The 23,625-nt window shown below is 69.0% G+C and carries 22 protein-coding genes; 12 read left to right on the forward strand and 10 right to left on the reverse strand.

Annotated features, from left to right (window positions below):
* The first annotated feature begins 35 nt into the window (after positions 1–35).
* The 3 genes from ABIE21_RS10360 to ABIE21_RS10370 all read left to right on the forward strand — a co-directional run bounded on the left by ABIE21_RS10360 (position 36) and on the right by ABIE21_RS10370 (position 2,812).
* Positions 36–875, forward strand: a complete 840-nt coding sequence (locus ABIE21_RS10360) for a DMT family transporter (RefSeq protein WP_354024741.1) — start codon at positions 36–38, stop codon at positions 873–875.
* A 20-nt stretch (positions 876–895) separates the two neighbouring features.
* Positions 896–1,732: an MBL fold metallo-hydrolase gene (locus ABIE21_RS10365; protein ID WP_354024742.1), complete on the forward strand. Its 837-nt coding sequence runs from the start codon at positions 896–898 to the stop codon at positions 1,730–1,732.
* A gap of 87 nt (positions 1,733–1,819) precedes the next feature.
* Positions 1,820–2,812 (forward strand): hypothetical protein, encoded by a 993-nt coding sequence (locus tag ABIE21_RS10370; protein ID WP_354024743.1) that lies wholly within the window; start codon positions 1,820–1,822, stop codon positions 2,810–2,812.
* A 142-nt stretch (positions 2,813–2,954) separates the two neighbouring features.
* On the opposite strand, the gene ABIE21_RS10375 is transcribed toward ABIE21_RS10370, so the two are convergent.
* A complete protein-coding gene (locus ABIE21_RS10375) occupies positions 2,955–4,136 on the reverse strand; it encodes a YihY/virulence factor BrkB family protein (RefSeq protein WP_354024744.1) in 1,182 nt (393 codons plus the stop codon).
* Positions 4,137–4,236: 100 nt separating this feature from the next.
* The gene (locus tag ABIE21_RS10380; protein ID WP_354024745.1) at positions 4,237–4,533 is read right to left on the reverse strand and encodes a hypothetical protein; all 297 of its coding nucleotides are present in this window, start codon (positions 4,531–4,533) and stop codon (positions 4,237–4,239) included.
* A 131-nt stretch (positions 4,534–4,664) separates the two neighbouring features.
* Between ABIE21_RS10380 and ABIE21_RS10385 the strand changes: the two genes are divergently transcribed.
* The 4 genes from ABIE21_RS10385 to ABIE21_RS10400 all read left to right on the forward strand — a co-directional run bounded on the left by ABIE21_RS10385 (position 4,665) and on the right by ABIE21_RS10400 (position 7,281).
* Positions 4,665–5,474: a hypothetical protein gene (locus tag ABIE21_RS10385; RefSeq protein WP_354024746.1), complete on the forward strand. Its 810-nt coding sequence runs from the start codon at positions 4,665–4,667 to the stop codon at positions 5,472–5,474.
* Positions 5,471–5,887 (forward strand): phage holin family protein, encoded by a 417-nt coding sequence (locus tag ABIE21_RS10390; RefSeq protein ID WP_354024747.1) that lies wholly within the window; start codon positions 5,471–5,473, stop codon positions 5,885–5,887. The genes ABIE21_RS10385 and ABIE21_RS10390 overlap by 4 nt, the downstream gene beginning before the upstream one ends.
* A complete protein-coding gene (locus ABIE21_RS10395) occupies positions 5,884–6,450 on the forward strand; it encodes a DUF3618 domain-containing protein (RefSeq protein WP_354024748.1) in 567 nt (188 codons plus the stop codon). Before ABIE21_RS10390 ends, ABIE21_RS10395 begins: the two co-directional genes overlap by 4 nt.
* 153 nt (positions 6,451–6,603) lie before the next feature.
* Positions 6,604–7,281, forward strand: coding sequence for a DUF6766 family protein (locus tag ABIE21_RS10400; RefSeq protein WP_354024749.1), 678 nt, complete (start codon positions 6,604–6,606; stop codon positions 7,279–7,281).
* Between the two features lie 10 nt (positions 7,282–7,291).
* Here the strand turns inward: ABIE21_RS10400 and ABIE21_RS10405 are convergent, their stop codons facing one another.
* The 4 genes from ABIE21_RS10405 to ABIE21_RS10420 form a co-directional block, all read right to left on the reverse strand.
* Entirely contained in the window at positions 7,292–9,202 is a 1,911-nt protein-coding gene (locus tag ABIE21_RS10405) for a glycoside hydrolase family 127 protein (RefSeq protein WP_354024750.1), read from the reverse strand.
* A 2-nt stretch (positions 9,203–9,204) separates the two neighbouring features.
* Positions 9,205–10,116: a carbohydrate ABC transporter permease gene (locus ABIE21_RS10410; protein ID WP_354024751.1), complete on the reverse strand. Its 912-nt coding sequence runs from the start codon at positions 10,114–10,116 to the stop codon at positions 9,205–9,207.
* Positions 10,116–11,033 carry a carbohydrate ABC transporter permease gene (locus ABIE21_RS10415; protein ID WP_354024752.1) on the reverse strand — a complete coding sequence of 306 codons (918 nt, stop codon included), beginning with the start codon at positions 11,031–11,033 and terminating at the stop codon, positions 10,116–10,118. Before ABIE21_RS10415 ends, ABIE21_RS10410 begins: the two co-directional genes overlap by 1 nt.
* A gap of 85 nt (positions 11,034–11,118) precedes the next feature.
* Positions 11,119–12,414: an ABC transporter substrate-binding protein gene (locus ABIE21_RS10420; protein ID WP_354024753.1), complete on the reverse strand. Its 1,296-nt coding sequence runs from the start codon at positions 12,412–12,414 to the stop codon at positions 11,119–11,121.
* A 162-nt stretch (positions 12,415–12,576) separates the two neighbouring features.
* Between ABIE21_RS10420 and ABIE21_RS10425 the strand changes: the two genes are divergently transcribed.
* From ABIE21_RS10425 to ABIE21_RS10435, 3 genes are all read left to right on the forward strand, one after another.
* Positions 12,577–13,605, forward strand: coding sequence for a LacI family DNA-binding transcriptional regulator (locus ABIE21_RS10425; RefSeq protein WP_354024754.1), 1,029 nt, complete (start codon positions 12,577–12,579; stop codon positions 13,603–13,605).
* 162 nt (positions 13,606–13,767) lie between these two features.
* On the forward strand, positions 13,768–14,382 hold the full coding sequence (locus tag ABIE21_RS10430) for a ClpP family protease (protein WP_354024755.1): 615 nt from the start codon (positions 13,768–13,770) through the stop codon (positions 14,380–14,382).
* Positions 14,379–14,969, forward strand: coding sequence for a ClpP family protease (locus tag ABIE21_RS10435; RefSeq protein WP_354024756.1), 591 nt, complete (start codon positions 14,379–14,381; stop codon positions 14,967–14,969). Before ABIE21_RS10430 ends, ABIE21_RS10435 begins: the two co-directional genes overlap by 4 nt.
* Positions 14,970–14,993: 24 nt before the next feature.
* On the opposite strand, the gene ABIE21_RS10440 is transcribed toward ABIE21_RS10435, so the two are convergent.
* A complete protein-coding gene (locus tag ABIE21_RS10440; RefSeq protein WP_354024757.1) occupies positions 14,994–15,395 on the reverse strand; it encodes a helix-turn-helix domain-containing protein in 402 nt (133 codons plus the stop codon).
* Between the two features lie 267 nt (positions 15,396–15,662).
* Here ABIE21_RS10440 and ABIE21_RS10445 point away from each other — a divergent pair, with 267 nt between their 5' ends.
* The gene (locus ABIE21_RS10445) at positions 15,663–15,986 is read left to right on the forward strand and encodes a hypothetical protein (protein ID WP_354024758.1); all 324 of its coding nucleotides are present in this window, start codon (positions 15,663–15,665) and stop codon (positions 15,984–15,986) included.
* Here ABIE21_RS10445 and ABIE21_RS10450 read toward each other — a convergent pair.
* The 3 genes from ABIE21_RS10450 to ABIE21_RS10460 all read right to left on the reverse strand — a co-directional run bounded on the left by ABIE21_RS10450 (position 15,983) and on the right by ABIE21_RS10460 (position 20,953).
* Positions 15,983–17,062, reverse strand: a complete 1,080-nt coding sequence (locus ABIE21_RS10450; protein WP_354024759.1) for an alkene reductase — start codon at positions 17,060–17,062, stop codon at positions 15,983–15,985. The two genes, ABIE21_RS10445 and ABIE21_RS10450, sit on opposite strands and share 4 nt — an antisense overlap.
* A 103-nt stretch (positions 17,063–17,165) precedes the next feature.
* Positions 17,166–19,223, reverse strand: a complete 2,058-nt coding sequence (locus tag ABIE21_RS10455; protein ID WP_354024760.1) for an ABC transporter ATP-binding protein — start codon at positions 19,221–19,223, stop codon at positions 17,166–17,168.
* Positions 19,220–20,953, reverse strand: a complete 1,734-nt coding sequence (locus tag ABIE21_RS10460) for an ABC transporter ATP-binding protein (protein ID WP_354024761.1) — start codon at positions 20,951–20,953, stop codon at positions 19,220–19,222. Before ABIE21_RS10460 ends, ABIE21_RS10455 begins: the two co-directional genes overlap by 4 nt.
* Before the next feature lie 254 nt (positions 20,954–21,207).
* Here ABIE21_RS10460 and ABIE21_RS10465 point away from each other — a divergent pair, with 254 nt between their 5' ends.
* Complete coding sequence (locus ABIE21_RS10465; RefSeq protein ID WP_354024762.1) at positions 21,208–23,598, forward strand: hypothetical protein; 2,391 nt, start codon at positions 21,208–21,210, stop codon at positions 23,596–23,598.
* The last annotated feature ends 27 nt before the right edge of the window (positions 23,599–23,625 follow it).

Here is a 23,625-nt window from a genome sequence, read left to right on the forward strand (position 1 = left end):
ACAGACCGGACCGCATCGGCACCACACTCGATGCCATGAACATCGGCATCCTGTTGGCACTCGCGTCGGCCGTGGCGTACGGCGCATCCGATTTCGTCGGCGGCGTCGGTTCGCGGCGGTTCTCGTCGTGGCAGATCGTGCTGGTCGGTCAGAGCGCCGGCGCGGTCGTGATGCTCGTGGCAGGGCTCGCGCTTCCTGGCAGTCCGACCCTGCTCGACTTCGCCTGGGCCACCCTCGCCGGCGTGGGCTCGGCGACCGGCGGCATCTTCCTGTTCCGCGGATTCGCCCGCGGCCGCATGGGACTCGTCGCGCCGATCTCCGCCGTCGGGGCGGCCGTTCTGCCGGTGCTGGCGGGCGTCGCCTTCGGTGATCGCCCGGGGTGGCTGGCCTGGATCGGCATGCTGGTCGCCCTGCCGGGAATCTGGCTGGTCGCACGCGGCTCGGCCGCACACAGGGCGACGGATGCGCCAGGGGCGCTCGTCGACGGCGCCCTCGCGGGTGCGGGCTTCGGCGTGCTGTTCATCGCCCTCGGGCAGATCTCCGACGGCGCCGGATTGTTGCCGCTCGCCGCCAACCAGCTCGTCGGCGCGACCCTGACGATCGTCACGGCCGTGGCACTCCGGCAGGCCTGGCGCCCCGCACCCGGTGTGCTCGGCTGGGGCAGCGCTTCCGGAGTGCTCGGCGCCTCTGGCACACTCGCATTCATGATCGCGACCGGTTCGACGAGCCTCGGCATCGCCGGCGTCCTGGCCTCGCTGTACCCCGCGGTCACGGTGCTGCTCGCCGCCGCGTTCCTCGGCGAGCGGGTCGCACTCGGCCAGAGGGCCGGCATCGGAATCTGCACCATCGCGGTCGCCGCGATGGCCCTGGGATGACACGAGAGGAAGGGAAGCCCATGTTGACCGAGATCGCCGAAGGCGTCTTCGTTCGCGAGAGCGAGTTCATCCAGAGCAACACCACGGTCGTCCAGGGCAGGAACGGTGTGCTGCTGATCGACCCGGGCATCACAGAGAGCGAGCTCGCCGGCCTGGCCGACGACCTCGACGAGCTGGGCCAGCCGGTGGTGGCCGGCTTCTCGACCCATCCCGACTGGGACCACCTGCTCTGGCATCCGCGGTTCGGCGACGCGCCGCGGTACGGCACCGAGCTCGGCGCCCGGTCGATCCGCGACCAGCTGGCGAGCCCCGACTGGGAGGAGAACCTGGCCGGCGGGCTGCCGCCGGAGCACGCCGACGAGATCCCGACGCGCCTGCTCGGACTCATCGAGGGCCTGCCCGCCGGCACGACACTGATCCCGTGGGACGGCCCCACCGTGCACATCGTCGAACACCGCGCCCACGCTCCGGGACACGCGGCGCTGCTCGTCGAACGGGCAGGCGTGCTGGTCGCGGGCGACATGCTGTCCGACATCCTGATGCCGTTTCTCGACCTCGACGCCGCCGATCCGCTCGGCGACTACCTCGCGGCGTTGACGCTGTTCGACAGCGTGGCCGACGGCGTCGAGGCCGTCATCCCCGGCCACGGCTCGGTCGGCGTTGCCGGCGACCTGAGGGAGCGGATCGCACTGGATCGCGCGTACGTGCTCGCCGTGCGTGATGGCGGCGATCTCACCGACCCGCGGATCGGCCCGGCCGCGCCGCTGGAGTGGCTGCCCGACGTGCACGCCTGGCAACTGCAGCGGCTCGCCGCCAGACGGCGGGGCCGGGAGACCGACACAGCGACTTTCGGATGACCCCAGCCGCGTAGTCGACCCGAACGGCCGATGAGGCGCGTGGGGCCGCGCACCTAGCGTGAGAAGTCCGCTACCCGGAGGATTTCCATGCCCCAGCGCTCGCTGATCACCACTGTCGTCGCCCTAGCCGCCGCTCTCTCACTGACGGGATGCACCGCGGCGGCTCGCGAAACCTCCGTCGCCGCTGACGGCGACGCCACCCCGGCGGCGGCCACGGAGACGCCGTTCAGCCCCTACTGGGACGCGATGTACGGCGTGTACGACGCGCGCGACGAGATCGTGAAGCGGGAGAAGATCGAGAAGCTGGTGGCCGCCTGCATGACCGCCGAGGGTTTCGACTACACGCCGGTCGACCAGTCGCCCGACACCTCAGTGCCCGGCTACGAGCAGGGGTGGGGCACGGAGGCCTGGGTGGCCGAGCACGGATACGGCGCGTTCCCGACACCGGAGGAGACCCGGCAGATCGACGCGCAGGTCGTTGCCGAAGACCCGAACCTCGGCTACGTCGCGAGCCTGTCACCGAGCGAGCAGGAGGCGTACTATCGGGCGCTCGAGGGCCCGCTTCCCGACCGCGACACACTCGCCACGACGAAGGAGGGAGGCGACGCGCCCGCCTACGACTGGACGACGGCCGGATGCCGCGGCGAAGCGCAGCACACGGTGACGGGGGTCGACCCGACGCAGAGCAAGCGCTTCGAGCCGCTCGTGGCCGCGATGAACGCGATCGAGCAGGACCAATTGTCCGACCCGGCAATGCAGCCGATCGACACCGAATGGTCGGAGTGCATGGCCGGCGCCGGCTACGACGGCCTGGCGACCAAGCAGGCGGCGGTCGACGCCGTCTTCGCTCAGTCGTCTGCGTACTGGGACTCGGGAGCGACCGATGAACCGGCGGCTGACCTGCGCGCCGAGTGGCGCGACTTCGAGATCGACGTCGCGCTCGTCGACTTCCGCTGCGCCGAGGCCGTCGGCTACGCGGCGAAGGCTCTCGCCGTGCAGGCCGCGCGGGAGACGCAGTTCATCGCGGACAACAGGGTCGAGCTCGACGCCATGCTCGCCGAGATCGAGCAGGGCGGGTAGCGGCGGGGCCTCGACGAACAGATGAGGTACCGCCTCGTCGGCCTGTCGAGAGAGTCGGCGATCCGGTGCCTCACTCGCGCGCACACATGAGGAGCAAAGCGGTCGTAGAGCTCCGCGAAGGCGTCATGATCGCCCCTCGCGGCTAGTCGCGGCTGAGTAGCTTCTTCGCCTTGGTTAGGATCGAGCCGTCGCCGTCGCGCGAATCGTCGTCGTCCGAGCCATCCGACTTCTTGTCATCCGACGTCTTGTCCGCCGACTTGCCATCGTCGGCCGTCGACTGACGACGCAGATCGCGGCCCTCTTCGATGTCTTTGCGGTGCTGCTTCTCGATCTTGTCGCTCTTCTTCGTATCGCGCGGCGGGAGCTGGATGTTCTCCTCCGCCTCGATGCCCGCCTGCAGCTCGCGCCCGCGCTCGAGCTCGGCGTCGAGCTCGGCGCCGAACAGCAGGGCGAGGTTCGAGATCCACACCCAGAGCAGGAAGACGATGACGCCGCCGATGGATCCGTAGGTCTCGTTGTAGCTGGAGAAGTTGGCGACGTAGAAGGCGAAGCCCGCGGATGCCACGACCCAGACGATGAGCGCGAATAGAGCGCCGAAGCTCATCCAGCGGAACTTGGGCTGCTTCACGTTCGGCGTCGCGTAGTAGAGCACGGCCACCAGCAGCACCACGAGGAACGCGAGCAGCGGCCACTTCGCGATGTTCCAGATGAGAACCGCGGTGTCACCGATGCCGAGTGCCGCGCCGATCTCTTCGGCGACGGGCCCGGATAGGGTGATCAGCAGCGCCGCGAGCACGGCGATGACGATCGCCAGAACAGTGACGGCGAGGGTGACGGGGCGCAGCTTCCAGAAGGGCCGCCCCTCCTGGATCGAGTAGATGCGGTTCATCGCGCGAGAGAACGCTCCGACGTAGCCCGACGCCGACCACAGTGCGCCGACGACACCGGTGATGAAGGTGAATCCGGCAGCCGGCGAGGTGGCGAGATTCTCGATCGGGCCGCGCACGGCGTCGAGCGTCGTCGACGGCACGAGGCCGCCCAGAAGATCGAGCAGTGCGTCGGTCGTCTCGGCCGGATCGCCGAAGAGGCCGACGAGCGAGACGAATGCGAGCAGTGCGGGGAAGATGGCGAGGACACCGTAGTAGGTGAGGGCGGCGGCCAGATCGGTCGCCTGATCCGCACTGAACTCGCGGTAGGTCTTCTTGACCACGTAGATCCACGAGGGTTTGGATATCTCGCTGATCTCGTCGGGCTTGCGGGGGTCGTCGGGGTGCGGCGCATTCTTCGCGCGCGTGCTTGCCTTCTCGCCAGTTTCTTTCGCCATGTCGACACGGTAAGTACCGAATCGGATTCGCCACGAGGGGGTTGCTTATCTGTATGAAGGCTGCAGGGCGGGCGGCGACCGGTGCCGACCGCATCGGTGGTCAGCCGGCAGACAGCTTGGCGAGAACGTCGTCGACGACGGCGTCGTCGAGGCCGAGCTTCGTCTTCAGAAACTCCCGCGCGGCACCTTGGTCGCCCCTCGAATAGGAGTTGTACGCGGACTCCGCGTCACGCGCGAGCTCCGGGGTCAGCGTGCCTTTGGCACCCAGCTTGTCGGCCAGCTGCCCGGCGGTGTCGGCACCGAACGCCCGCTTGATCCGGTCGGGCAAAGGGTAGTTGGAGTAGTTTCCGAGGTCCATGAGGTCTCCGATCGTCGGGGTGGATGAGGCGGGGCGCACTTGCCCAACATGGCACTGTAAAGCGACTCTGCCGCAAATGGCAGGGGGTATTTATCCGAAAACAGACGTCGAACGCTTGAAGTGCACGGGATGAAGCACGTCCCGATCCATCGAGAGAAAGAGGAACGGGAATGTCGAACACATACTCATCGACACCATCGGATCCGATCGGCACGACGCCCATGACGAGCGGCATCGGCGGAACGACTTCTGGAACCGCGGCGCCCACGGGGACCACCGAGACGCCCGAGACTTTCGGAACCACCGGCACCGCGGGCACCACCGGCACGTCAGACACCTCAGGCACCGCCGGTACGGCGAAGGAGCAGGCGTCGCACGTCGCCGACAAGGCGAAGGACGCCGGCGGCAAGGTCTTCGGCACCGCCAAGGACGAGACCGCGAAGGTCGCGGGCGAGGCCAAGTCGCAGGCGAAAGACCTCTTCGCGCAGACCAAGGACGAACTCGTCGAGCAGGCGGGCAGCCAGCAGCAGCGCGCGGCCAGCGGACTCCAGACGCTCAGCGACCAGTTGCAGGAGATGGCCACCAACGCCCCGAGCGGTGTGGCGGGCGACCTCGTCGGCCAGGCCGCCAGCCGGGCCGGCAGCGTGGCGAGCTGGCTCGAGCAGCGCGACCCCGGAACGCTCGTCGACGACGTGCGTCGCTTCGCGCGCGAGAAGCCGGGCACCTTCATCGCCATCGCCGCCGGCGCGGGGCTGCTCATCGGCCGCCTGACCCGGTCCGTGGCGAGCGCGGGCTCTGACAACGCCGCGCCCACAACCGGAACCGCACCGAGCGGGGGCACCCGCGTCGACACCACCCCGCCCGACTACCCGGTCGAGACGGAGCGGGTCGTGGAAGTGGACGCCGCCCTCGAGGGCGACCCCACCTACCCTGACGCACGGTACCCCGGCGCGACGACCGTCGGGGAGACACGGCTGTGAGCGACATCCCGACCCCCTCGGAAGACAAAGCCAGCCGCACCTCGTTGGGCGACCTGCTCGGCGAGGTGACCCGCGACCTGTCGACGCTGATGCGTCAGGAGATCGAGCTTGCCAAGGCAGAGCTCTCGCAGTCGGCGAAGCAGGCCGGCAAGGGTGCCGGGCTTTTGGGCGGCGCCGGCTATGCCGCCCTGATGGCGGTGCTCTTTCTGTCGATCGCGCTGTGGTGGGGTCTCGGTCACCTCATCGACAACGGATGGTCGGCCGTCGTCGTGGCCGTGATCTGGGGCATCATCGCCCTGATCCTCTACCTCGTCGGCAAGAGAGAGATGAAGTCGGTGCAGGGCGCACCGCGCACCGTCGAGTCGATCAAGCAGGTTCCAGAGGCAATCAAGAGAAATGAGGAGAACCGATGAGCAACAACCCCGACCAGATCAGGGCAGACATCGAGAACACGCGGAGTAACCTCGGCCAGGACGTCGACGCTCTCGCCGACAAGGTGACGCCGTCGAAGATCGTCGACCGCCAGATGGGCAAGGTCAAGTCCGCAGTCGGCTCCGTTCGCGAGAGGGTCATGGGCGCGACATCCGATGCCCGTGGCGGCCTGTCCGACGTTCGCGACGGGCTCTCCGACGCTCCCGGCCGCGCCGTCGAGAAAGCGAAGGGCAACCCGCTCGCCGTCGGTCTCATCGCCTTCGGCGTCGGCTGGCTCGCCGCCTCGCTGATTCCCGCGAGCGAGAAGGAGAAGGAGCTCGCCGGCAACCTCAAAGACGCCGCGCAGCCCCTGGTCGAAGAGCTGACGGATGCGGCCAAGCAGGTGGGTGAGAACCTGAAAGAGCCGGCCCAGCAGGCCTTCACCGCGGTGAAGGACACCGCGACTGACGGCGTCGACAACGTCAAGTCGGAGGCGGGAACCGCGGCCGAAGACATGTCGGGCGAGGTTCGCGAGGCGAAGCACGCCGTCGACGACGAGAGCTAGCCGAGCCGTCACTGGCCGGAGCGGGACGACGCAGTCCCGCTCCGGCTGTCGGCAACGGAACATCGCATGCGCACCGTGTTCTTCTCCTGGCTGAGTGTCGTCACTGTCGGGCTGGTCTTTATGATCGTCATCGCCCTGTCGGGGAGGTGACTCGTGGCGCAGAGACTCCGACCGCACTCGCTGAGCATCTTCTTCGGCGCGATCTTCCTGCTCGCGCTGTTCGGCCAGTCGATCGCCGGGCTCGCCGCCTTCAACGAAGACCAGCTCTCCCACGCGCTGCCGCCGGTGTCGTACGGCGCGTTCGTCACGTCGTCCGACTTCGTGGTCGACGTCGCCGAGAACTGGCAGTCGGAGTTTCTGCAGTTCTTCCTCTTCATACTCGCGACGATCTGGCTCGTGCAGCGCGGCTCTCCCGAGTCGAAGAAGCCCGGCGACGAGGGTCCGGGAACCGACGAGGAGCAGATGGTCGGCGAGTACGCCGGGCCCTCGTCGCCGAAGTGGGCGCGGATGCGAGGCTGGCGGCTCGCCCTCTACTCGAACTCGCTGCTGCTCGTCATGGGCGCCATCTTCGTGCTCTCGTGGTGGACCCAGTCGATCGCCGGGGTCGTGGTCTTCAACGACGAGCAGGCCGAGCACGGCCAGCCGGCCGTCGACTGGCTCGCCTACGTGGGCTCGCCCGACTTCTGGAACCGCACGCTGCAGAACTGGCAGTCGGAGTTTCTCGCGGTCGGCGCCATGGTCGCGTTCTCGATCTTCCTCAGGCAGCGCGGCTCGTCGGAGTCGAAACCGGTCGGGGCGCCCCACCATCAGGCCGCCATCGAGGGCGAGTGACCGGGCCGGCCTAGCTCGTCGGGATCCACACCCGCATCGTCGACGGCCCCCGGGCCGCCCAGTTGTGGTACCGCACGAGGGCGACCTGCTCCGTGACATCCGGCTCCCCCCGGTGCACCAGATCGACGGCGACCCCGCTGCCCGTATCGCGCGGTGTCGCGCCGTCGGCGAGCCGCACGTTCTCGAACCCGCTGCGGGTCAGCCGGGCCGGCAGGTCGACCGACTCGAGGGCGAACACCTCGGGCCCGCGTTCGACCACGATGCAGCCGCGCACGGCGTCGACACGCGGATCCGGGTGGGTGACGCGCGGCGCCATGGGGAGCGACAGGCGCACGACGTCGCCCGCGCGGAACTCGCGCCGAACCTCGGCGTAGCCGGGAGCGACCTCCGCGACCGCCTCGTCGTTCACCGTGAGGGTCGCCCCCTGCGCCCACTCCGGCACTCGGATCGACAGCGTCCACGGTGTCGTCGGCGAGGCGACGACGCGCACCGCCAGCTCGCCGTCGGAGGGGTAGGCGGTGTCGACCCGGAGCTCGACGGCCGATCCGTCGGCGAGCGCCGTAGTGATTTCCGCCGCGGCGAGCTGGTGGAGCTGGAGGCCGTCGTCGCTCACGGTCGCCACGTAGGCGGACAGGCTGGCGAGGGTGCGCGCGACATTCGTCGGGCAGCAGGAGACCTCGAACCACGGCGAGCGCAACGACGAGGACGCCCGCGGCGACAGCTCGTCGCTGTTGCCGGCGACGCCCGCGCGGCGCTGGTGCAGGGTGTTCGCGTAGTAGAACTCGGTGCCCTCGTGCGATGGCGAGGTCGCGACGACGTTGTACAGGGTGCGCTCGATGAGGTCGGCGTACGCGGCGTCTCCCTGGCTGAGCAGCATGCGCCAGCTGAACTGGATCGACGCGATGCCGGCGCAGGTCTCGGAGTACGCCCGGTCGGGCGGAAGCTCGAAGTCGTCGCCGAACGCCTCGTCCTGGTGGTGCGAGCCCTGGCCGCCCGTGACGTAGGTGCGCTTCGCCCGGGTGTTCTCCCATTGGCGGGCGAGCGCCCGGGTCAGTTCGTCGTCCCCGCGGTCGGCCGCCACGTCGGCTGCTCCCGAGGCGAGGTAGTTCGCCCGCACCGCGTGCCCGCGCATCGCGTCGGCCTCGCGGACGGGCATGTCGTCTTGAAAGTACGAGCGCCCCCATTCGATGTCGGCGAGCACACCCGTGCCGCGCCGCTCGACGAACAGCCGCGCCTGCTCGGTGTAGCGGTCGTCGCCGTTGGCCCTGCCGAGTTCGGCGAGCGCGGTCTCGATCTCGGCGTGGCCGCACACCGACTGGATGCCGTCTGCGCCGAACACCTCGCAGACGAGGTCGGCCGCACGGAGCGCCACCTCCCACAGCCCGTCGTCTGCGCCGGGGCTGGTGCGCCGGCGGGCGACGGCTGCCTGCACCAGATGACCGATGCAGTACAGCTCGTGACCCCACTCGAGATCGCTCCACCGCGGGCGCTGGCCCTGGCGTCCGAACTGCGTGTTGAGGTAGCCGTCGTCTTCCTGCGCGGCCGCCACCCGCGCGACGACAGCGCGGAACAGCGTCTCGAGCTCGGAATCCGGGCGCCGGCCGAGCTCCCACGCGACGGCCTCGAGGTACTTGTAGACCTCGGAGTCGGAGAACTCCCGCCCGTGGCGCCCCTCGGGGAGGGTTCCCGCGACGGCGAGGTCGAAGTTGGGCAGCCAGCCGGCGCGCTCGAGCCAGTAGTGGATGTGGCCGAGGGTGGCCCGGGAGTTCGTCTCCTGCCGCTCCCCCCAGAAGCCGCCCGTGAGAGTGACCTCGTCGAGCCCGAGCGGGCGCAGGACGCCGGCGCGCGGAACGGCCGGAGCGACCGGCTGCCGCACGGCTGCGGCGCGACGGGTGTCAGTGGAGTTCTCAGTAGTAGTCATCGTTATCCCTTGAATGCACCGGACATGAAGCCGCTGACGTATTGGCGTTGGAGGAGGAGGAAGAGCAGCACGCACGGGAGGGCGAGAACGACGACGCCGGCCTCGGTGGCGCCGTAGTCGACAACGCCCTGCACCTGCCCACGGAGGTTCGACACGGCCAGGGGCAGCGTCATGCGGTTCGAGTCGTTGATCAGGATGAGCGGGGCCATGAAGTCGTTCCACGAGGCGAGGAACGCGAAGAGCCCGACCGTGAGCAGGCCCGGTCGCACGGCAGGGACCAGCACCCGCCAGAGCGCGGAGAACGTGGAGCAGCCGTCGACCATCGCCGCCTCGTCCATCTCCTTCGGGATCGACTCGAACGAGATGCGCATCATGAACGTGGAAAACGGCAGCTGGAACATGGTCAGCACCAGGGCCACGCCCACGAGCGAGTTCGAGAGCCCCACCATGTTGAGCAGCACGTAGAGCGGGATGAGCAGCGTCGCGTACGGCACCATCAGGATCGCCAGGGTCGAGAGGAACAGCAGGTTCTTTCCGGGGAAGTCGAACCGGGCGAACGCGTAGCCGCCGAGCAGCGAGATCGTGAGCGTGAGCACCACCGTCAGCGTCGACACGAAGAGCGAGTTGAGCAGGTAGACCCCGATCCCCGCCTGGTAGTTCGCGAGGGTGATGTAGTTGCCGAACCCCCAGCCGTCGACCTGGTTGGTGCCGGGGAGCGGCGAGACCGACGAGATCGCGGTCCAGACCAGCGGGTAGAGAAACAGCACGGCGAGGCCGGTGGTGAAGACCCAGTACGGGGTCTTGAGGGCAACACCTCCCAGGGTCATCCGCCGCTCTCTCCTTCGTCTGTCCGGGGGCGTGACGCCGGTCGAGACGGCGGTGGCCGCCGCGGGGCGTTCGTCGAGTGAAGTCATTAGTCCTCTGCCTTCCGGCTGAATGAGCGGATCTGCACGATGTTGATCACGACGAGGGCGAGCAGCACGATGACCGACAGCGCTCCCGCGACGCCGAGGTCGTTGCGGCCCTGGAACGCGACGCTGTAGATGAGCTGCACCACGGTGATCGTCGAGTTGTCCGGTCCGCCCTTGGTCAGGATGTAGAACTGCTCGAACGCAAGCAGGCTGCCGGTGACGCAGAGCACCGCGGTCAGGGCCAGCGTCGGCTTGAGCAGCGGCAGGGTGACCCCGAAGAAGATCTGCCGAGGCGAGGCGCCGTCGATGCGGGCCGCCTCGTAGACGTCGCCGGGGATGCCCTGCAGCCCGACCAGCATCAGCAGCATGTAGAAGCCGGCGAACCGCCAGACGATTAGGAAGATCGTCGACCACAGCGCGCCGTCGGGCGTGCCGAGGAAGCTGAAACCGAACGTCTTCATCAGGCCGGCGAACGGGCCGGCGATCGGCGAGTAGAAGACGTAGAAGAGCAGAGAGGCGGATGCCAGTCCGAGGGCACTCGGAATGAGGAACGAGGTGCGCAGAAAGCCCTTCCAGCGGCTCGACTCCTGCACGAGCATCGCGAGCCCGAGGCTGAGCACCAAGAGGATGACCGTGGTGAAGACGGTGTATTTCAGGGTGAACAGCACCGAGTCGAGGAAGAAGCGGTTGGAGACGGCCGCGGTGAAGTTGTCGGGCAGGTTGATTCCCTGGTCGCCGGCCAGCAGCGGCCAGTCGGAGGCGGACATCTTGAAGACGAGCGCCAGCGGCAGCACGAAGAGCAAGAACACGAACAGGGCCGTGGGCAGGGCGTAGAGCCAGCCCCGGTAGTCCTTGGCCTTGCGCTTCCTCCGTTGTCGAGTCGGGCGCCCCGTAGGGGAAATCGGGATAGTTGCGGCCATGCTCAGTCACGCCTCTCTGCGGTGCGGCCCGTGACCGGTGCCGGGCTTCACGCCCGGCACCGGCTGTTGCGGATGGTCGTGCGCTCTACTGCTCGAGCACGGCGGTGATCTCGTCGTTGTCGGCGTCGACCGTGGCGCCGTCGCCGAGCACGGCGTTGCGCACCAGCGTCAGCCACGGACTCGTCGGCGAGTTGAACGCCTCCTGGAAGTTGCGGGCGACGGGTGTCTCCCCCTCGCCGGCCACCTCGTTGATGGTTATCAGCCGCGGGTCCTTCGACGAGTACTCGTTGTCGGCGAGGTCGGAGCGCGAGACGACGTCGTTGTTCTTCGCGAGCACCTCCACCTGCGCCTCCTCCGACATCAGCCAATTGAGGAAGCTCCACGCCTGGGCTCCCTTCTCGGAGTCCTTCGAGATGCCGATGCCGTCGCCGCCGACGAACGTCGACGCGCCGCCGTCCGGGCCGGGGATTCCTGCCACGCCGGCCTCGAACGGAGTCGACGACAGAAGGGTCGCCGGGTAGAACTGCAGCCCGACCTTGCCCTCGGTGAACCCGGCGGTCCAGGTGGGGCCGGCCTCGTCCTTCGACGACGGCAGCACAGCGCCGGAGTCGTAGAGGTCCTTCCACGTGGAGTAGACCTCCTTGGCGGTGTCGCTCGCGAGCAGCGACTCGGCGCCGTCGTCACTCAGCACCTCTTCGCCGGCAGCCCAGACCGCTGGGAACCAGGTGAAGACGAGGCAGCCGCCGCAGTTGAGCCCCGTGGCGGTGCCGTAGGTGTCGGGCTTGTTGAGCGCCTGGACCGCTTTGGCCGCGTCGGCGAACTCCGCGAGGTTCGCGGGCGCCTTCTCCGGGTCGAGCCCCGCCTCGGCGAACAGCTCCTTGTTCCAGAACAGCATCGACAGGTCGAGCACGAAGGGCAGCGCGTACTCCTTGTCTTCGAACGTTCCCGCCTCGAGGTGGCCCTCGTTGATCTCGTCCTTGAAGTCGAGGCCGTCGATGTTCTCGGTGAGGTCCTGGAAGAGCCCCTGCTCGGTCCAGTTCGGCATGTAGACGATGTCCGCGGCGAAGAGGTCGGGCAGGCTTCCCGAGCCGGCGGCCGCGCCGACCTTGGCCACGTAGTCGTCGTTGGGCACGACGGTGAGCTCGACCTGGTTCTCGTGGCTGTCGTTGTACGCCTCGACCAGCAGCTTCGCCTGCTTCTCCAGCGGGGCGCGGGTCCAGAGGGTGAGCGTCGACCCGTCGTCGACTCCCTCGGCGCCCGCGTCGGCGAGCGACGACGCCGGTGCGGCGCCTCCGCCCGAGCAGGCGGCCAGGCCGACCACCAGGAAGGCGGCGAGCGCCGTCGTAGCGGCCTTCCGCGCCCTGCTATTCATGGATTTCATGGGTTCTCCTCTAGCTCGTCGTTGAGCCGGCCGGTGCCGGGCTGCGCTGCGGCGACTGCGGCTTTACGAAACATCCGAAATCGCTTTCGTCGAGTAAAGCGCAGGACTACGGCGCAAGTCAACCCATGTTTCCTGTAGGCTTTTCGGCGCGGGAGGAAATGGATGACACAGAGCAACCGGCGAGCCGGTCGAGCGGCGACGCTCACCGACGTTGCGCGCATCGCCGGGGTGTCGATCGCCACCGCATCCAAGGCCATCAACGGCCGTGACGAAGTGGCGCCCTCCACCCGCAAGCGCGTCATCGACGCGGCAGAACAGCTCTCGTTCACCCCCAACGCCCTCGCCCGCAGCCTCACCGAGGGCCGCTCGGGAACCGTCGGCCTGCTCACGAGCGACCTCGAGGGGCGGTTCGTGCTGCCCGTGCTGATGGGCGCCGAAGACGCGTTCGGGGCCGGGGCGATCAACGTGTTCCTCTGCGACGCGCGCGGCGACTCGATCCGCGAACAGCACCACCTCAAGGCGCTCCTCAACCGCCGCGTCGACGGCATCATCGTGGTCGGCCGCAGCACCGACCCGCGCCCGTCGCTCGGACAGGACCTGCCCGTTCCGGTCGTCTACGCCTACGCGCCGTCGGACGACCCGCGCGACGCGTCGCTCGTTCCCGACAACCGTGCCGGCGGCCGGCTCGCCGTGGAGCACCTCATCAGCTGCGGCCGTCGCCGCATCGCCCACATCTCGGGCGACCCCACCTTCGCCGCCGCCCGCGACCGCGAGATCGGCGTGCGCGAGGGCATGGCCGACGCCGACCTCGAGCTCGTCGGCGACGTGCTCTTCTCCAACTGGTCGGAGCATTGGGGCCGCGACGCCACGGCCCTGCTGCTGAACCAGCACCCCGACGTCGACGGGATCGTTTGCGGCTCAGACCAGATCGCGCGCGGCGTCATCGAGACGCTCCGCGACCTTGGACGGTCGGTCCCCGAGGACGTCGCCGTCGTGAGCCACGACAACTGGGAGACCCTCGCGACCAACTCGCGCCCCGAGCTGTCGAGCGTCGACGCGAACCTGCAACAGCTCGGCCGGGCCGCCGCGACCCGCATCTTCGAGGCCATCGACGGGGTCGAGGCCCCGGGCGGGGTCGAGCACCTGCCCGTGCGCCTGGTGATCCGGGGTTCCACGATCGCGAGGCGCTAGCGGCGCGCTGCTTGCGCTACACCTTGGGACAAGCGCTACAGCGCGCGCTGTAGCGCTCGTCCCGAGATGTAGCGCAACCGTGAGGTCGGGGTCTGCGCTGGGCTGATCAGCGCACGGCAGAGTTGCGGCACGGATCATCCGCCCCCGTCGCATCCTTGTCGCATGACAGACGACCAGAAACGCCCCATGTTCGACGAGCGGATGCGACAGCAGCTGCTCTACCAACGCGTGCTCGTGCTCGACGGCGCCCTCGACGACGACAACGGAACCCTGCTGATCAGCCAGCTGCTCACCCTGGCCGCCGAAGACGCGGCCTCCGACATCGCCCTGTGGATCCACTCGCCTGGCGGATCGGTGCCGTCGATGCTCGCGATCCGCGACGTGATGCGGCTCGTGCCGTGCGACGTCTCGACCCTCGCGCTCGGGCTCGCCTGCAGCGCCGGGCAGTTCCTGCTGTCGGCGGGCACCCCGGGCAGGCGGGCGGCACTCCCCCACGCGCGCATCCTCATGCACCAGGGCTCGTCGGGCATCGGAGGCTCGGCCGGCGAGGTCGAGGTACAGGCGAACGACCTGCGCCACACCCGCGACACGGTGCTCGGACTGATCGCGGCCGACACCGGCCAGACGCCGGAGCAGATCTTCGACGACTCGCTGCACGACCGCTGGTACACGGCGCCGGAAGCCAGGGACTACGGGTTCATCGACCGCATCGTCGACTCGTTCGACCAGGTGATGCCCGCGAAGACCCGCCGCGCCGCACTGGGGGTGAACGCATGAGCAGCTACACGATCCCCAACGTGATCGCGCAGCATCCGCGCGGCGAACGGATCATGGACGTCTACTCGCACCTGCTCACCGAACGCATCGTCTACCTCGGAACCGCGATCGACCCGGGCGTGGCCAACGCGCTGATCGCGCAGCTGCTGCACCTCGAGGCCGAGAGCTCGGAGCGCGAGATCAACCTCTACATCAACTGCGAGGGCGGCGACATGACGTCGATGCTCGCCGTCTACGACACGATGCAGTTCATCCAGGCGCCGGTCGCCACGACGTGCGTGGGCGAGGCGATCGCGGCGGGCGCGGTCCTGCTCGCGGCCGGAGCGCCCGGACGCCGCGCGGTGCTGCCGCACACGCGCGTCGTGCTGCACCAGCCGGCGGCCCGCGGGCAGGGGACGATCCCCGACCTGATCCTGCAGGCCGACGAGGTGGTGCGGGTGCGCGCCGACATCGAGTCGATCCTGTCGGAGCACACCGGACAGTCGGTCGAGGTGCTGCGCAACGACACCGACCGCGACCGGGTCTTCACCGCGCGTGCGGCGCTCGGGTACGGGCTGGTCGACCGGGTGCTGTCGCGACACGAATAGGGCTGATTCGAGGGCGGGCGGATGCTACGCCGCGAGCGACAGGACGACGCCGCCCGACGCGGCGGACTGATCGGCCGCGCCGCCGCTGCGGGGAAGCGCGGTCGGGCCGGTGAGGCCGAGGCCGGTCGACCCGGTGGGGCCCGTCGACCCGGTCAGGTCGAGACGCTGCCGGCCGAGCATCTCGTTCGCCACCTGGGCGGTCAGCGCCGTCAACGAGACCTCGAGGGCTCCGGCGATGGCGGCGATGATCTCGCTCGAGGGGTCTTTGAGCCCGCGTTCGACCTCGGAGAGGTACTGCGGCGAGATGCCGGCTCGCGCGGCGGTCTCGGTCAGCGTCTTCTTCTGGAGTTCGCGTCGGGCGCGGAACCTGCGTCCGAGCACCTCGCGCCAGAGCGGCTCGAATCGGGGGCGTCGGGTGATCTCCATGCGACCGAGAGTAGACGCTTCGCGGCGCCGCGTCGCGAGAATTCCGCTCACAGCAGACGCGGACGCGCAGGCTACCGCTACACCGCGGCACACGCGCGCCAGCTCGACGCGTAGCGCCTGCACCGAGATGGCGCGCACACCGCGCGCCAATGCGTACGGGCGCAGCCTCGCGCGCACTTTCACGCTCCATCCGCGATGCGTAGAGTGGTAGCGACCGACGCCCCAGACCCCGGCTGAGTTGTCATTTCGACGATTCGGAGGGGTGTTATGGAACGACGGGTCCGCGATACGACGGCGACTCGTGACAGCGAATGGCTCGGGCAGCTGCTCAGCGGTGCGATCGCCGACGCGATGGCCACGCGCGGCGCGCATCTGGAGCCGCTCGACTGGAACGTCCGGCTGGAGAGCGGCGAACTCTACGTGCGCGGCACGCCCGCAGCCGGGAGCGAGCGCCCCCTCGACACCTGCCGCGCCTGGGCGCGGGCACTCGAACTGTTCAAGCAGGAGTTCGACGGCGACGAGCAGCACATCGTGTGGTTTCTCTACTCGAACCCCTGGATGATCGAGGTCGTCTGCGACTCGCCCGCCTAACCGGCCGCCGCGATCGTCGGGTAGTCGGTGTAGCCGCGGGCGCCCGCCGTGTAGAACGAGTCGGCGTCGGGCTCGTTGAGCGGCGCGTGCTGCGACCAGCGGTGCGCGAGGTCGGGGTTCGCGATGACGAGCCGGCCCACGGCCACCGCGTCGGCGTGGGCGTCGCGCACGAGCGCGGTCGCCTCCTCGCGGGTCGTGACGGTGTCGAAGCCAGAGTTCGCGATCAGCTTTCCGCCGAAGCGGGCGCGCAGGTCTTGAACGAGGTCGCCGCCCATGTCGGGGTGCAGCACGCTGACGTAGGCGAGGCCGAGGTCGGAGATTCCGTCGACGAGAGCTTCGTAGGTCGCCCGCACGTCGGTCGCATCCGTCTCGACGACGTCTTGGATGTTCCGTTCCGGCGAGATGCGGATGCCTGTGCGCCCGGCACCGATCGCTTCGCTGATCGCGCGGGTCGTCTCGACGACGAAGCGTGCGCGGTTCTCGGGGCTTCCGCCGAACTCGTCGTCACGCACGTTGGAGACCGGCGACAGGAACTGGTGCAGCAGGTAGCCGTTCGCGGAGTGCACCTCGACGCCGTCGAACCCGGCGCGCATCGCGTTGCGCGCCGCGGCGACGAGCGCGAGCTTGGTCGACTCGAGCTCGTCGACCGTCAGCGCGTGCGGCACCGGGTACGGCTGCTTGCCGGTCGGGGTGCGCAGCTCGCCCGAGATGGCGACGGCACTGGGGGCGACGACACGGTCGCTGCCGTTGACGTCGGTGTGGGTGACGCGTCCGCTGTGCATGAGCTGCACCACGATCGTGCCGCCGGCGGCGTGCACGGAGTCGGTGACCCGCTTCCAGCCGTCGACCTGGGCATCGGTCTCGAGGCCGGGCTGGCCGCTGTAGGCCTTCGACTCCTGCACCGGGAAGGTGCCCTCGGTGACGATCAGGCCGAGGCCCGCGCGCTGCGTGTAGTGCTCGGCGACGAGCTCGGTCGGCACCCCGTTCTCGTCGGACCTCATCCGCGTCATCGGCGCCATGGTGATGCGGTTGGCGAGGCGGAGGTCTCCGAGGGAGAGCGGGCTGAACAGGTGCATTGACGATGCCTTTCGATGAGAACGGATGCTTCGAACCCAACCGTCGCTGGGGAGAAGTATTCCCGTCATCGGCCCGTCTCCGGGATCTCGTTACGAAGAGCGTCTACTCCTTGGCGGCCTCCGCGGCGAGCTCGGCGTCTGCGAACTCGGCGTCTGCGAACTCGGCGTCGATGTCGGTCGCCCCCTCGAACTGCGAGTTGTACAGCCGGTAGTAGGCGCCCTGGTTCTTGATCAGCTCGGCGTGGGTGCCCTGCTCGACGATGTCGCCCGCCTCCATCACGAGGATGAGGTCGGCGTCGCGGATGGTCGACAGCCGGTGCGCGATCACGAACGAGGTGCGCCCCTGACGGAGCGCCGCCATGCCGTGCTGCAGCAGCAGCTCGGTGCGGGTGTCGACCGAGGAGGTGGCCTCGTCGAGGATGAGCACCGACGGCTGGGCGACGAACGCCCTCGCGATCGTGATGAGCTGCTTCTCGCCCGCGGAGACGTTCGAGGCCTCCTCGTCGAGCACGGTGTCGTAGCCGTCGGGGAGGGAGTGCACGAACCTGTCGACGTAGGTCGCCCTCGCGGCATCCATCACCTCGTCGTCTGTCGCGTCCTGGCGCCCGTAACGGATGTTCTCGCGGATGGTTCCGGCGAACAGCCACGGGTCTTGCAGCACCATGCCGGTGCGCGAGCGCACGTCGCGGCGGGTCAGGTCGGCGATGTCCTGGCCGTCGAGCAGGATGCGTCCGCCGTCGAGCTCGTAGAACCGCATGATGAGGTTCACGAGCGTGGTCTTGCCTGCGCCGGTCGGGCCGACGATCGCGACGGTCTGCCCCGGCTTGACCGAGAACGACAGGTCGCGGATGAGCGGGTGGTCGGGGTTGTAGGAGAACGCGACGTTCTCGAACACGATCGTGCCGTCGCCGTCGACCGGCTCGGGCGCGTCGGCAGCGTCGGCTCCCTGCTCGTCGGCGTCGAGCAGCTCGAAGACGCGTTCGGCCGAGGCCGTTCCCGACTGCACGACCGCGGCCATGCCGCCGAGCTCCGACAGCGGCTGCGTGAATTGCTGCGAGTACTGGATGAAGGCCTGCACGTCGCCGAGACGCAGCTGGCCGCTCGCGACCATGAGGCCGCCGAGCACGGCGATGCCGACGAAGGAGAGGTTTCCGATGAACATCATGCCCGGCATGATCATGCCCGACAGGAACTGCGCCTTGAAGCTCGCGCGGTACAGCTCCTCGTTCTCGGCCATGAACTTCTCGTGGGCGTCCTTCTCGCGGCCGAACACCTTGACCAGCGAGTGGCCGGAGAACGACTCCTCGACGCGGGCGTTGAGCAGGCCCATCTTGCGCCACTGGATGCCGAACGCCTTCTGCGACTTCGGCCCGATGATGCCGAAGATCACGGCCATCAGCGGAAGGCTGACGAGCGCGACGAGGGCGAGCTGCCACGAGATGGAGAACATCATGATGAGCACGCCGACGACGGTGAGGATCGCGGTGAGCGCGCCGGAGAGCGACTGCTGCATCGTCTGGGTGATGTTGTCGATGTCGTTCGTCACCCGGCTGAGCAGGTCGCCGCGCTGCACCTTGTCGAAGTACGACAGCGGCATGCGGTTGATCTTCGCCTCGACGCTGCGGCGCAGGCGCCACATGGTGCGCACCATGATGACGTTGATCACGTAGCCCTGCAGCCAGCCGAGCACCGACGCCACGATATAGAGGGCGAGCACGAACACGATGACCTGGCTGAGGCGCGCGAAGTCGACGCCCTCCCCCGGGGTGATCTGCATCGCCCCGACCATGTTCGCGAGGTCGGTCTGCCCCGAGGCCCGCAGCTGCTCGACCGCCTGCGCCTTGGTGATGCCGGAGGGCAGCTGGGCAGAGATGAAGCCCTCGAAGATGATGTTCGTCGCCTCGCCGAGCACACGCGGGGCGAGCACGGTGAGCACGACGCTGATCGCGCCCAGCAGTGACACGAACGCGAAGGCGAACGCGTGTGGCCGCAGCAGGCCGATCAGCCGGCGGAAGCTCTGGCCGAAGTTCGCCGCCTTGCCGGGGGCGACGCTGTCCCACGAGTCGGAGGCCAGGCGCGCCTTCTCGGCGAGTTCGAGCTCGTACCGCTCGTCTTCGCTCAGCTCCGCGGGCGGGAGGGGGATCTGGTTCTCGACGCTCATGCCGTTGCCTCCACGCCGAGCTGCGACTCGACGATCTCGCGGTAGGTCTCGCTCGAGGCGAGAAGTTCTTCGTGGGTGCCGATGCCGACCATGGCGCCGTCGTCGAGCACGACGATGCGGTCTGCGCCGGTGATCGTCGACACCCGTTGGGCGACGACGATCTTGGTGACGTCGGGCAGCTCGCGCCAGAGCGCCTGCCTGAGCCGGGCGTCGGTGGTCAGGTCGAGGGCAGAGAACGAGTCGTCGAAGACGAGTACGTCGGGGGCGTGCACGATCGCGCGGGCGATGGCGAGCCGCTGGCGTTGGCCGCCCGATACGTTCGTGCCGCCCTGGGCGATGCGCGCGTTCAACTGGCCGTCCATCTCCTCGACGAAGTCGCGGCCCTGGGCGATCTCCAGCGCGTGCCAGAGGTCGTCGTCTGTGGCATCCTCTCGTCCGAAGCGGAGATTGGATGCCACGGTGCCGGTGAAGAGGAACGGACGCTGCGGCACGAGCCCGATTCCCGACCAGAGCAGGTCGAGGTCGACCTGTCTGACGTCGACGCCGCCGACGAGCACGGAGCCGCCGGTCACGTCGAACAGGCGCGGGATCAGCGAGATGAGAGTGGTCTTGCCTGCGCCGGTCGAGCCGATGATCGCCACCGTCTCACCGCGCGCGGCGGAGAAGGAGACGCCGCCGACAACGGGGAACTCCGCGCCCGGGTAGGTGAAGGTGGCGTCGCGGAACTCGATCGTGCCCGGCGTGGGGAGTGCGGCGACCGGATTCTCGGGGCGCGCGAGCGTGGTCTCGCTCGCAAGAACGGCGGCGACGCGCTCGGCCGACACGGCGGCGCGGGGGATCATGATGGTCATGAAGCTCGCCATGAGCACCCCGCCGAGGATGAGCCCGACGTACTGCATAAACGCGAACAGCGTGCCGATCTCGATGTCGCCGTTGTCGACGCGGATGCCGCCGAACCAGATGACGCCGACGACGGTGACGTTGAGCACCAGCATCGCGAGGGGGAAGAGCAGCACGAACAGCGATCCGACGCGACGGCCGACGTCCATGATGTCGGTGTTGGCGGCCTCGAACCGCTTCTCCTCGATCGGCTCGCGCACGAAGGCGCGCACCACCCGGATTCCGGTGAGCTGCTCGCGCATGATGCGGTTCACGTTGTCGAGGCGCTTCTGGAAGGTGCGGAACAGCGGCACCATCCGCGAGATGATGACGCCGACGACGAGCAGCAGAACCGGCACGATCACCGCGATGATCCAGCTGAGGCCGATGTCTTGGCGCAGCGCCATGATGATGCCGCCGATCGCCAGCAGCGGCGCGGAGACGAGCATCGTGGCGCCCATCATCGCGAGCATCTGCACCTGGGTGACGTCGTTGGTGTTGCGCGTGATCAGCGACCCGGCGCCGAAGTGGGAGACCTCCCGCTCTGAGAACGCGCTCACGCGCTCGAAGACGTCGTTGCGGATGTCACGGCCGGCCTGCATCGCGGCTCGCGCGGCGAAGTAGGTGGCGATGATGGAGGCGACGATCTGCCCGAGCGAGATGCCGAGCATCATCAGTCCGGTGGCCCAGATGAACTCGGTGTCGCCGGTGGCGACACCCTTGTCGATGATCTCGCCGTTGAGCGTCGGCAGATAGAGCGAGGCGAGCGCCGCGATGAACTGGAAGACGAGCACACCGATGAGCTGCTTGCGGTACGGACGCAGATAGCGTCCGAGGAGTTTTGCGAGCATGGGACTCCCGACGTTGGGGGGGGTGAAAGTGTGGGGGATTAAAAGCGAACCGAACCATCTTCGGCTTTTCGACGGCCGCGCTCAAGAGTCGGCCGCACTCAATATACGGCGAAATATACGGGGAGCCTCCGACACCCGTAGGACACGGACGTCGGGCCCCACAATGGGGCGGTTCGCGACGGAGGAGGCGGCCGTTACAGTTTGTAGTGGCACCGCCATCGTGGAGGGCCGCCACCCCAATCGAACGGACACCCATGTCGCGCGCCGCCCTGACCCCGAGCCGTCGACACCGGTACTCCGCGGTGGTCGCGTTCGGCCTCATCGTCGCACTGCTCTCCCCCGCCGCACCCGCCACGGCGGCACCCGGGCCAGTCGCCGGGCCGAGCGAGCTCACCGTCGCCTACGACGCGCTCGACAGTGTGACGCTGGCCTGGGGACCGGCGCCGGTCGACGCGGTCGGGTTCGCGCTGAGCTACATCGACACCGCGGGGGACGAGACGACCATCGCGCTCGCGCTCGCCGATCGCAGCATCCGACTCACCGACATCGGCTACGGGTCAGCCCCGGCCGGGCTTCGCAGTCGGTTCGCCGACGGTTCCTTCAGCGAACCCTCGCTGATCGACGTGCTGCGCGGCAGCGTCGCCAACCTCGCCTCCGCAATCGACCGGATCGAGCAGGAGACCGAGACGACCCTCACCGAGACGGTCACCCTGAGCTCTCGCACGCGTCTCGCCGCGGCGATCGACGCCGCGCGGGATCTCGTGGCCGATGGCGCGACACCCGACCAGGTGCTGGCAGCGGCCACCGCGGTGACCGACGCCGCGGCCGACCTCGTCGACTACCGGGTCGTGCTGAAGTACATCGCCGATTTCGAGGCTCGGGATGTCTCGGCCTTCACTCCCGGCTCGCAGGCGAGATTCGCGGCCGCTCTCGACGCCGCTCGCCAGCTGGTGGCGGTCGCCGCCACCGACCCTGCCGCCGCCGTCACCGGGGTGCAGATCGAGACGACGGTCAACGAGCTGAGCTACGCGTTCTTCTCGGCGCTTGCCGCCCCCGAGGAGCTCGCCGCGCTTCTCGCCGAGGCGCACACGGTCGTCGATGGGCCGCTCGCCGAGGATGTCACCGGTTTCAGCGCGCGCGGGATCCGCACGGCGATCGCCGCCGCCGATGCCGCCATCGCCGACGTCGACCCGACCGTCGACGCGCTCGACGCCGCCGTGGAATCTCTGCGGTCGGCCCTCGCGGCCACGGTCGCCCGCCCGTCGGCGCTGCGCGCGGCGTTCGCGGCATTCGCCGAACTGGGCCTCGACGGTTCCGAGTTCACCGGAGCGAGCGCCCGCGACATCGCCGCGGCTCACACGGCCGCCGTCGCCGCCGACGACGCCGACACCCGGATCGCAGACCTCACCGCCGCGGGCTCGACGCTGTCCACGGCGATTGCGGCGGCGGTGCGCGTCGACATCCTGCGCGACGCGATCGCCGAGGACGACGCGTCTCTCCTCATCCCCCTCGACTACACCTCTGCGAGCTGGACGGTCTTCGCTCGCGCCTTCCAGACATCCGTCGACCTGCTCGCCCAGGCCACAGCCTCCGACGCCGCACCGATCACCGCCGCGCGGCTCTCCGGCCAGGCGGACAGCCTGCACACCGCTCGGCTCGCACTGGTCAAGCCGACCCCGTTCGCCAGCTCGGGAATCACCGTCGGCGGACCGGTCAGGCCTGCCGGAGGCGCCCCGCTTCCGCCGGGCCTCTATCTGCAGGTGATCGACGGCATGATCTCGCTCAGCAACGTGGGCGGCAGCTTGAACTTCTCGGCCGGGCAGTTCGGGTACATCCCCCGCGCAATCCAGCCGCCGGTCATCGTTCCGGTGAATCCGAACCTGCCATTCACCCCGCCGCCCGCGTTCACGGCGCCGTCGACCACGATCACCGCGCCGTCGGTGGGCGGTGTCGACTGCGAGGTCCGTCGTGTCGCATTCGCCGCACCGGACGCCGTCGCGACCGACGAGGCGGCCTCCGGGCACCCCGTCGACGCATCCTCGGCGATCCCGGTCGCCGCGACGAGCCCGACCGACTCGGTGACCCGGCCCCCGAAGACGTACTGCAACAGGATGGCCGCGACCGGAGCGCGGATGGCGTCCCTCTTCGCCGTCACGGCTGCCGCGGCCCCGGCGTACCAGATCGTCTCCGTGCTGCCTGCGACGAGCCACCCGAGCGGCAGCGCGCGGGTCTCGTTCGCCCTGCCGGCCGACGCTGACGGAGGCGACCTGTTCCTCCAGTACACTTACAACGGTGTCTACGTCGAGACGGTCGCTGCAGTGAAGGTCACGCAGGCAATCGGCACTCCCGTGACCGGCAACCCCGCCACAGGTACTCCGGTGACCGGCACTCCCGTGACCGGCGTGCCCGCAGTCGGTGCGCCCTCGACTGGCACGCCGCCAGCCGGCACGCCCACGCTCACGCCCTCCGCGGTCGCCGCTGGGGCCGTTGCTACGCCGACCCGGCCCGCCGGCACCTCACCGTCGCGTCTCGCCGCGACGGGCACCGACTCGGGACCACTCGTCGGCGCCGCGCTGCTGCTCGTGCTCCTCGGCCTCGCGTTGTGGCTTGCCCCGTCGACCCGCCGCAGGCGTCGCTCGGCCTGAGCAGCGCACCCGGCGGGCCGACACCCG

Source organism: Conyzicola nivalis (assembly GCF_040548875.1).
GTDB classification, from domain to species: Bacteria; Actinomycetota; Actinomycetes; order Actinomycetales; family Microbacteriaceae; genus Conyzicola; species Conyzicola nivalis_A.

Coding starts and splice junctions, on each gene's coding strand:
- ABIE21_RS10455 (WP_354024760.1), bottom strand. CDS start 19,223: ATGAGCGTCGAGAACCAGATCCCCCTCCCGCCCGCGGAGCTGAGCGAA.
- ABIE21_RS10370 (WP_354024743.1), top strand. CDS start 1,820: ATGCCCCAGCGCTCGCTGATCACCACTGTCGTCGCCCTAGCCGCCGCT.
- ABIE21_RS10360 (WP_354024741.1), top strand. CDS start 36: ATGAACATCGGCATCCTGTTGGCACTCGCGTCGGCCGTGGCGTACGGC.
- ABIE21_RS10415 (WP_354024752.1), bottom strand. CDS start 11,033: ATGGCCGCAACTATCCCGATTTCCCCTACGGGGCGCCCGACTCGACAA.
- ABIE21_RS10410 (WP_354024751.1), bottom strand. CDS start 10,116: ATGACTTCACTCGACGAACGCCCCGCGGCGGCCACCGCCGTCTCGACC.
- ABIE21_RS10435 (WP_354024756.1), top strand. CDS start 14,379: ATGAGCAGCTACACGATCCCCAACGTGATCGCGCAGCATCCGCGCGGC.
- ABIE21_RS10385 (WP_354024746.1), top strand. CDS start 4,665: ATGTCGAACACATACTCATCGACACCATCGGATCCGATCGGCACGACG.
- ABIE21_RS10405 (WP_354024750.1), bottom strand. CDS start 9,202: ATGACTACTACTGAGAACTCCACTGACACCCGTCGCGCCGCAGCCGTG.
- ABIE21_RS10430 (WP_354024755.1), top strand. CDS start 13,768: ATGACAGACGACCAGAAACGCCCCATGTTCGACGAGCGGATGCGACAG.
- ABIE21_RS10375 (WP_354024744.1), bottom strand. CDS start 4,136: ATGGCGAAAGAAACTGGCGAGAAGGCAAGCACGCGCGCGAAGAATGCG.
- ABIE21_RS10365 (WP_354024742.1), top strand. CDS start 896: ATGTTGACCGAGATCGCCGAAGGCGTCTTCGTTCGCGAGAGCGAGTTC.
- ABIE21_RS10460 (WP_354024761.1), bottom strand. CDS start 20,953: ATGCTCGCAAAACTCCTCGGACGCTATCTGCGTCCGTACCGCAAGCAG.
- ABIE21_RS10445 (WP_354024758.1), top strand. CDS start 15,663: ATGGAACGACGGGTCCGCGATACGACGGCGACTCGTGACAGCGAATGG.
- ABIE21_RS10425 (WP_354024754.1), top strand. CDS start 12,577: ATGACACAGAGCAACCGGCGAGCCGGTCGAGCGGCGACGCTCACCGAC.
- ABIE21_RS10420 (WP_354024753.1), bottom strand. CDS start 12,414: ATGAAATCCATGAATAGCAGGGCGCGGAAGGCCGCTACGACGGCGCTC.
- ABIE21_RS10465 (WP_354024762.1), top strand. CDS start 21,208: ATGTCGCGCGCCGCCCTGACCCCGAGCCGTCGACACCGGTACTCCGCG.
- ABIE21_RS10450 (WP_354024759.1), bottom strand. CDS start 17,062: ATGCACCTGTTCAGCCCGCTCTCCCTCGGAGACCTCCGCCTCGCCAAC.
- ABIE21_RS10440 (WP_354024757.1), bottom strand. CDS start 15,395: ATGGAGATCACCCGACGCCCCCGATTCGAGCCGCTCTGGCGCGAGGTG.
- ABIE21_RS10395 (WP_354024748.1), top strand. CDS start 5,884: ATGAGCAACAACCCCGACCAGATCAGGGCAGACATCGAGAACACGCGG.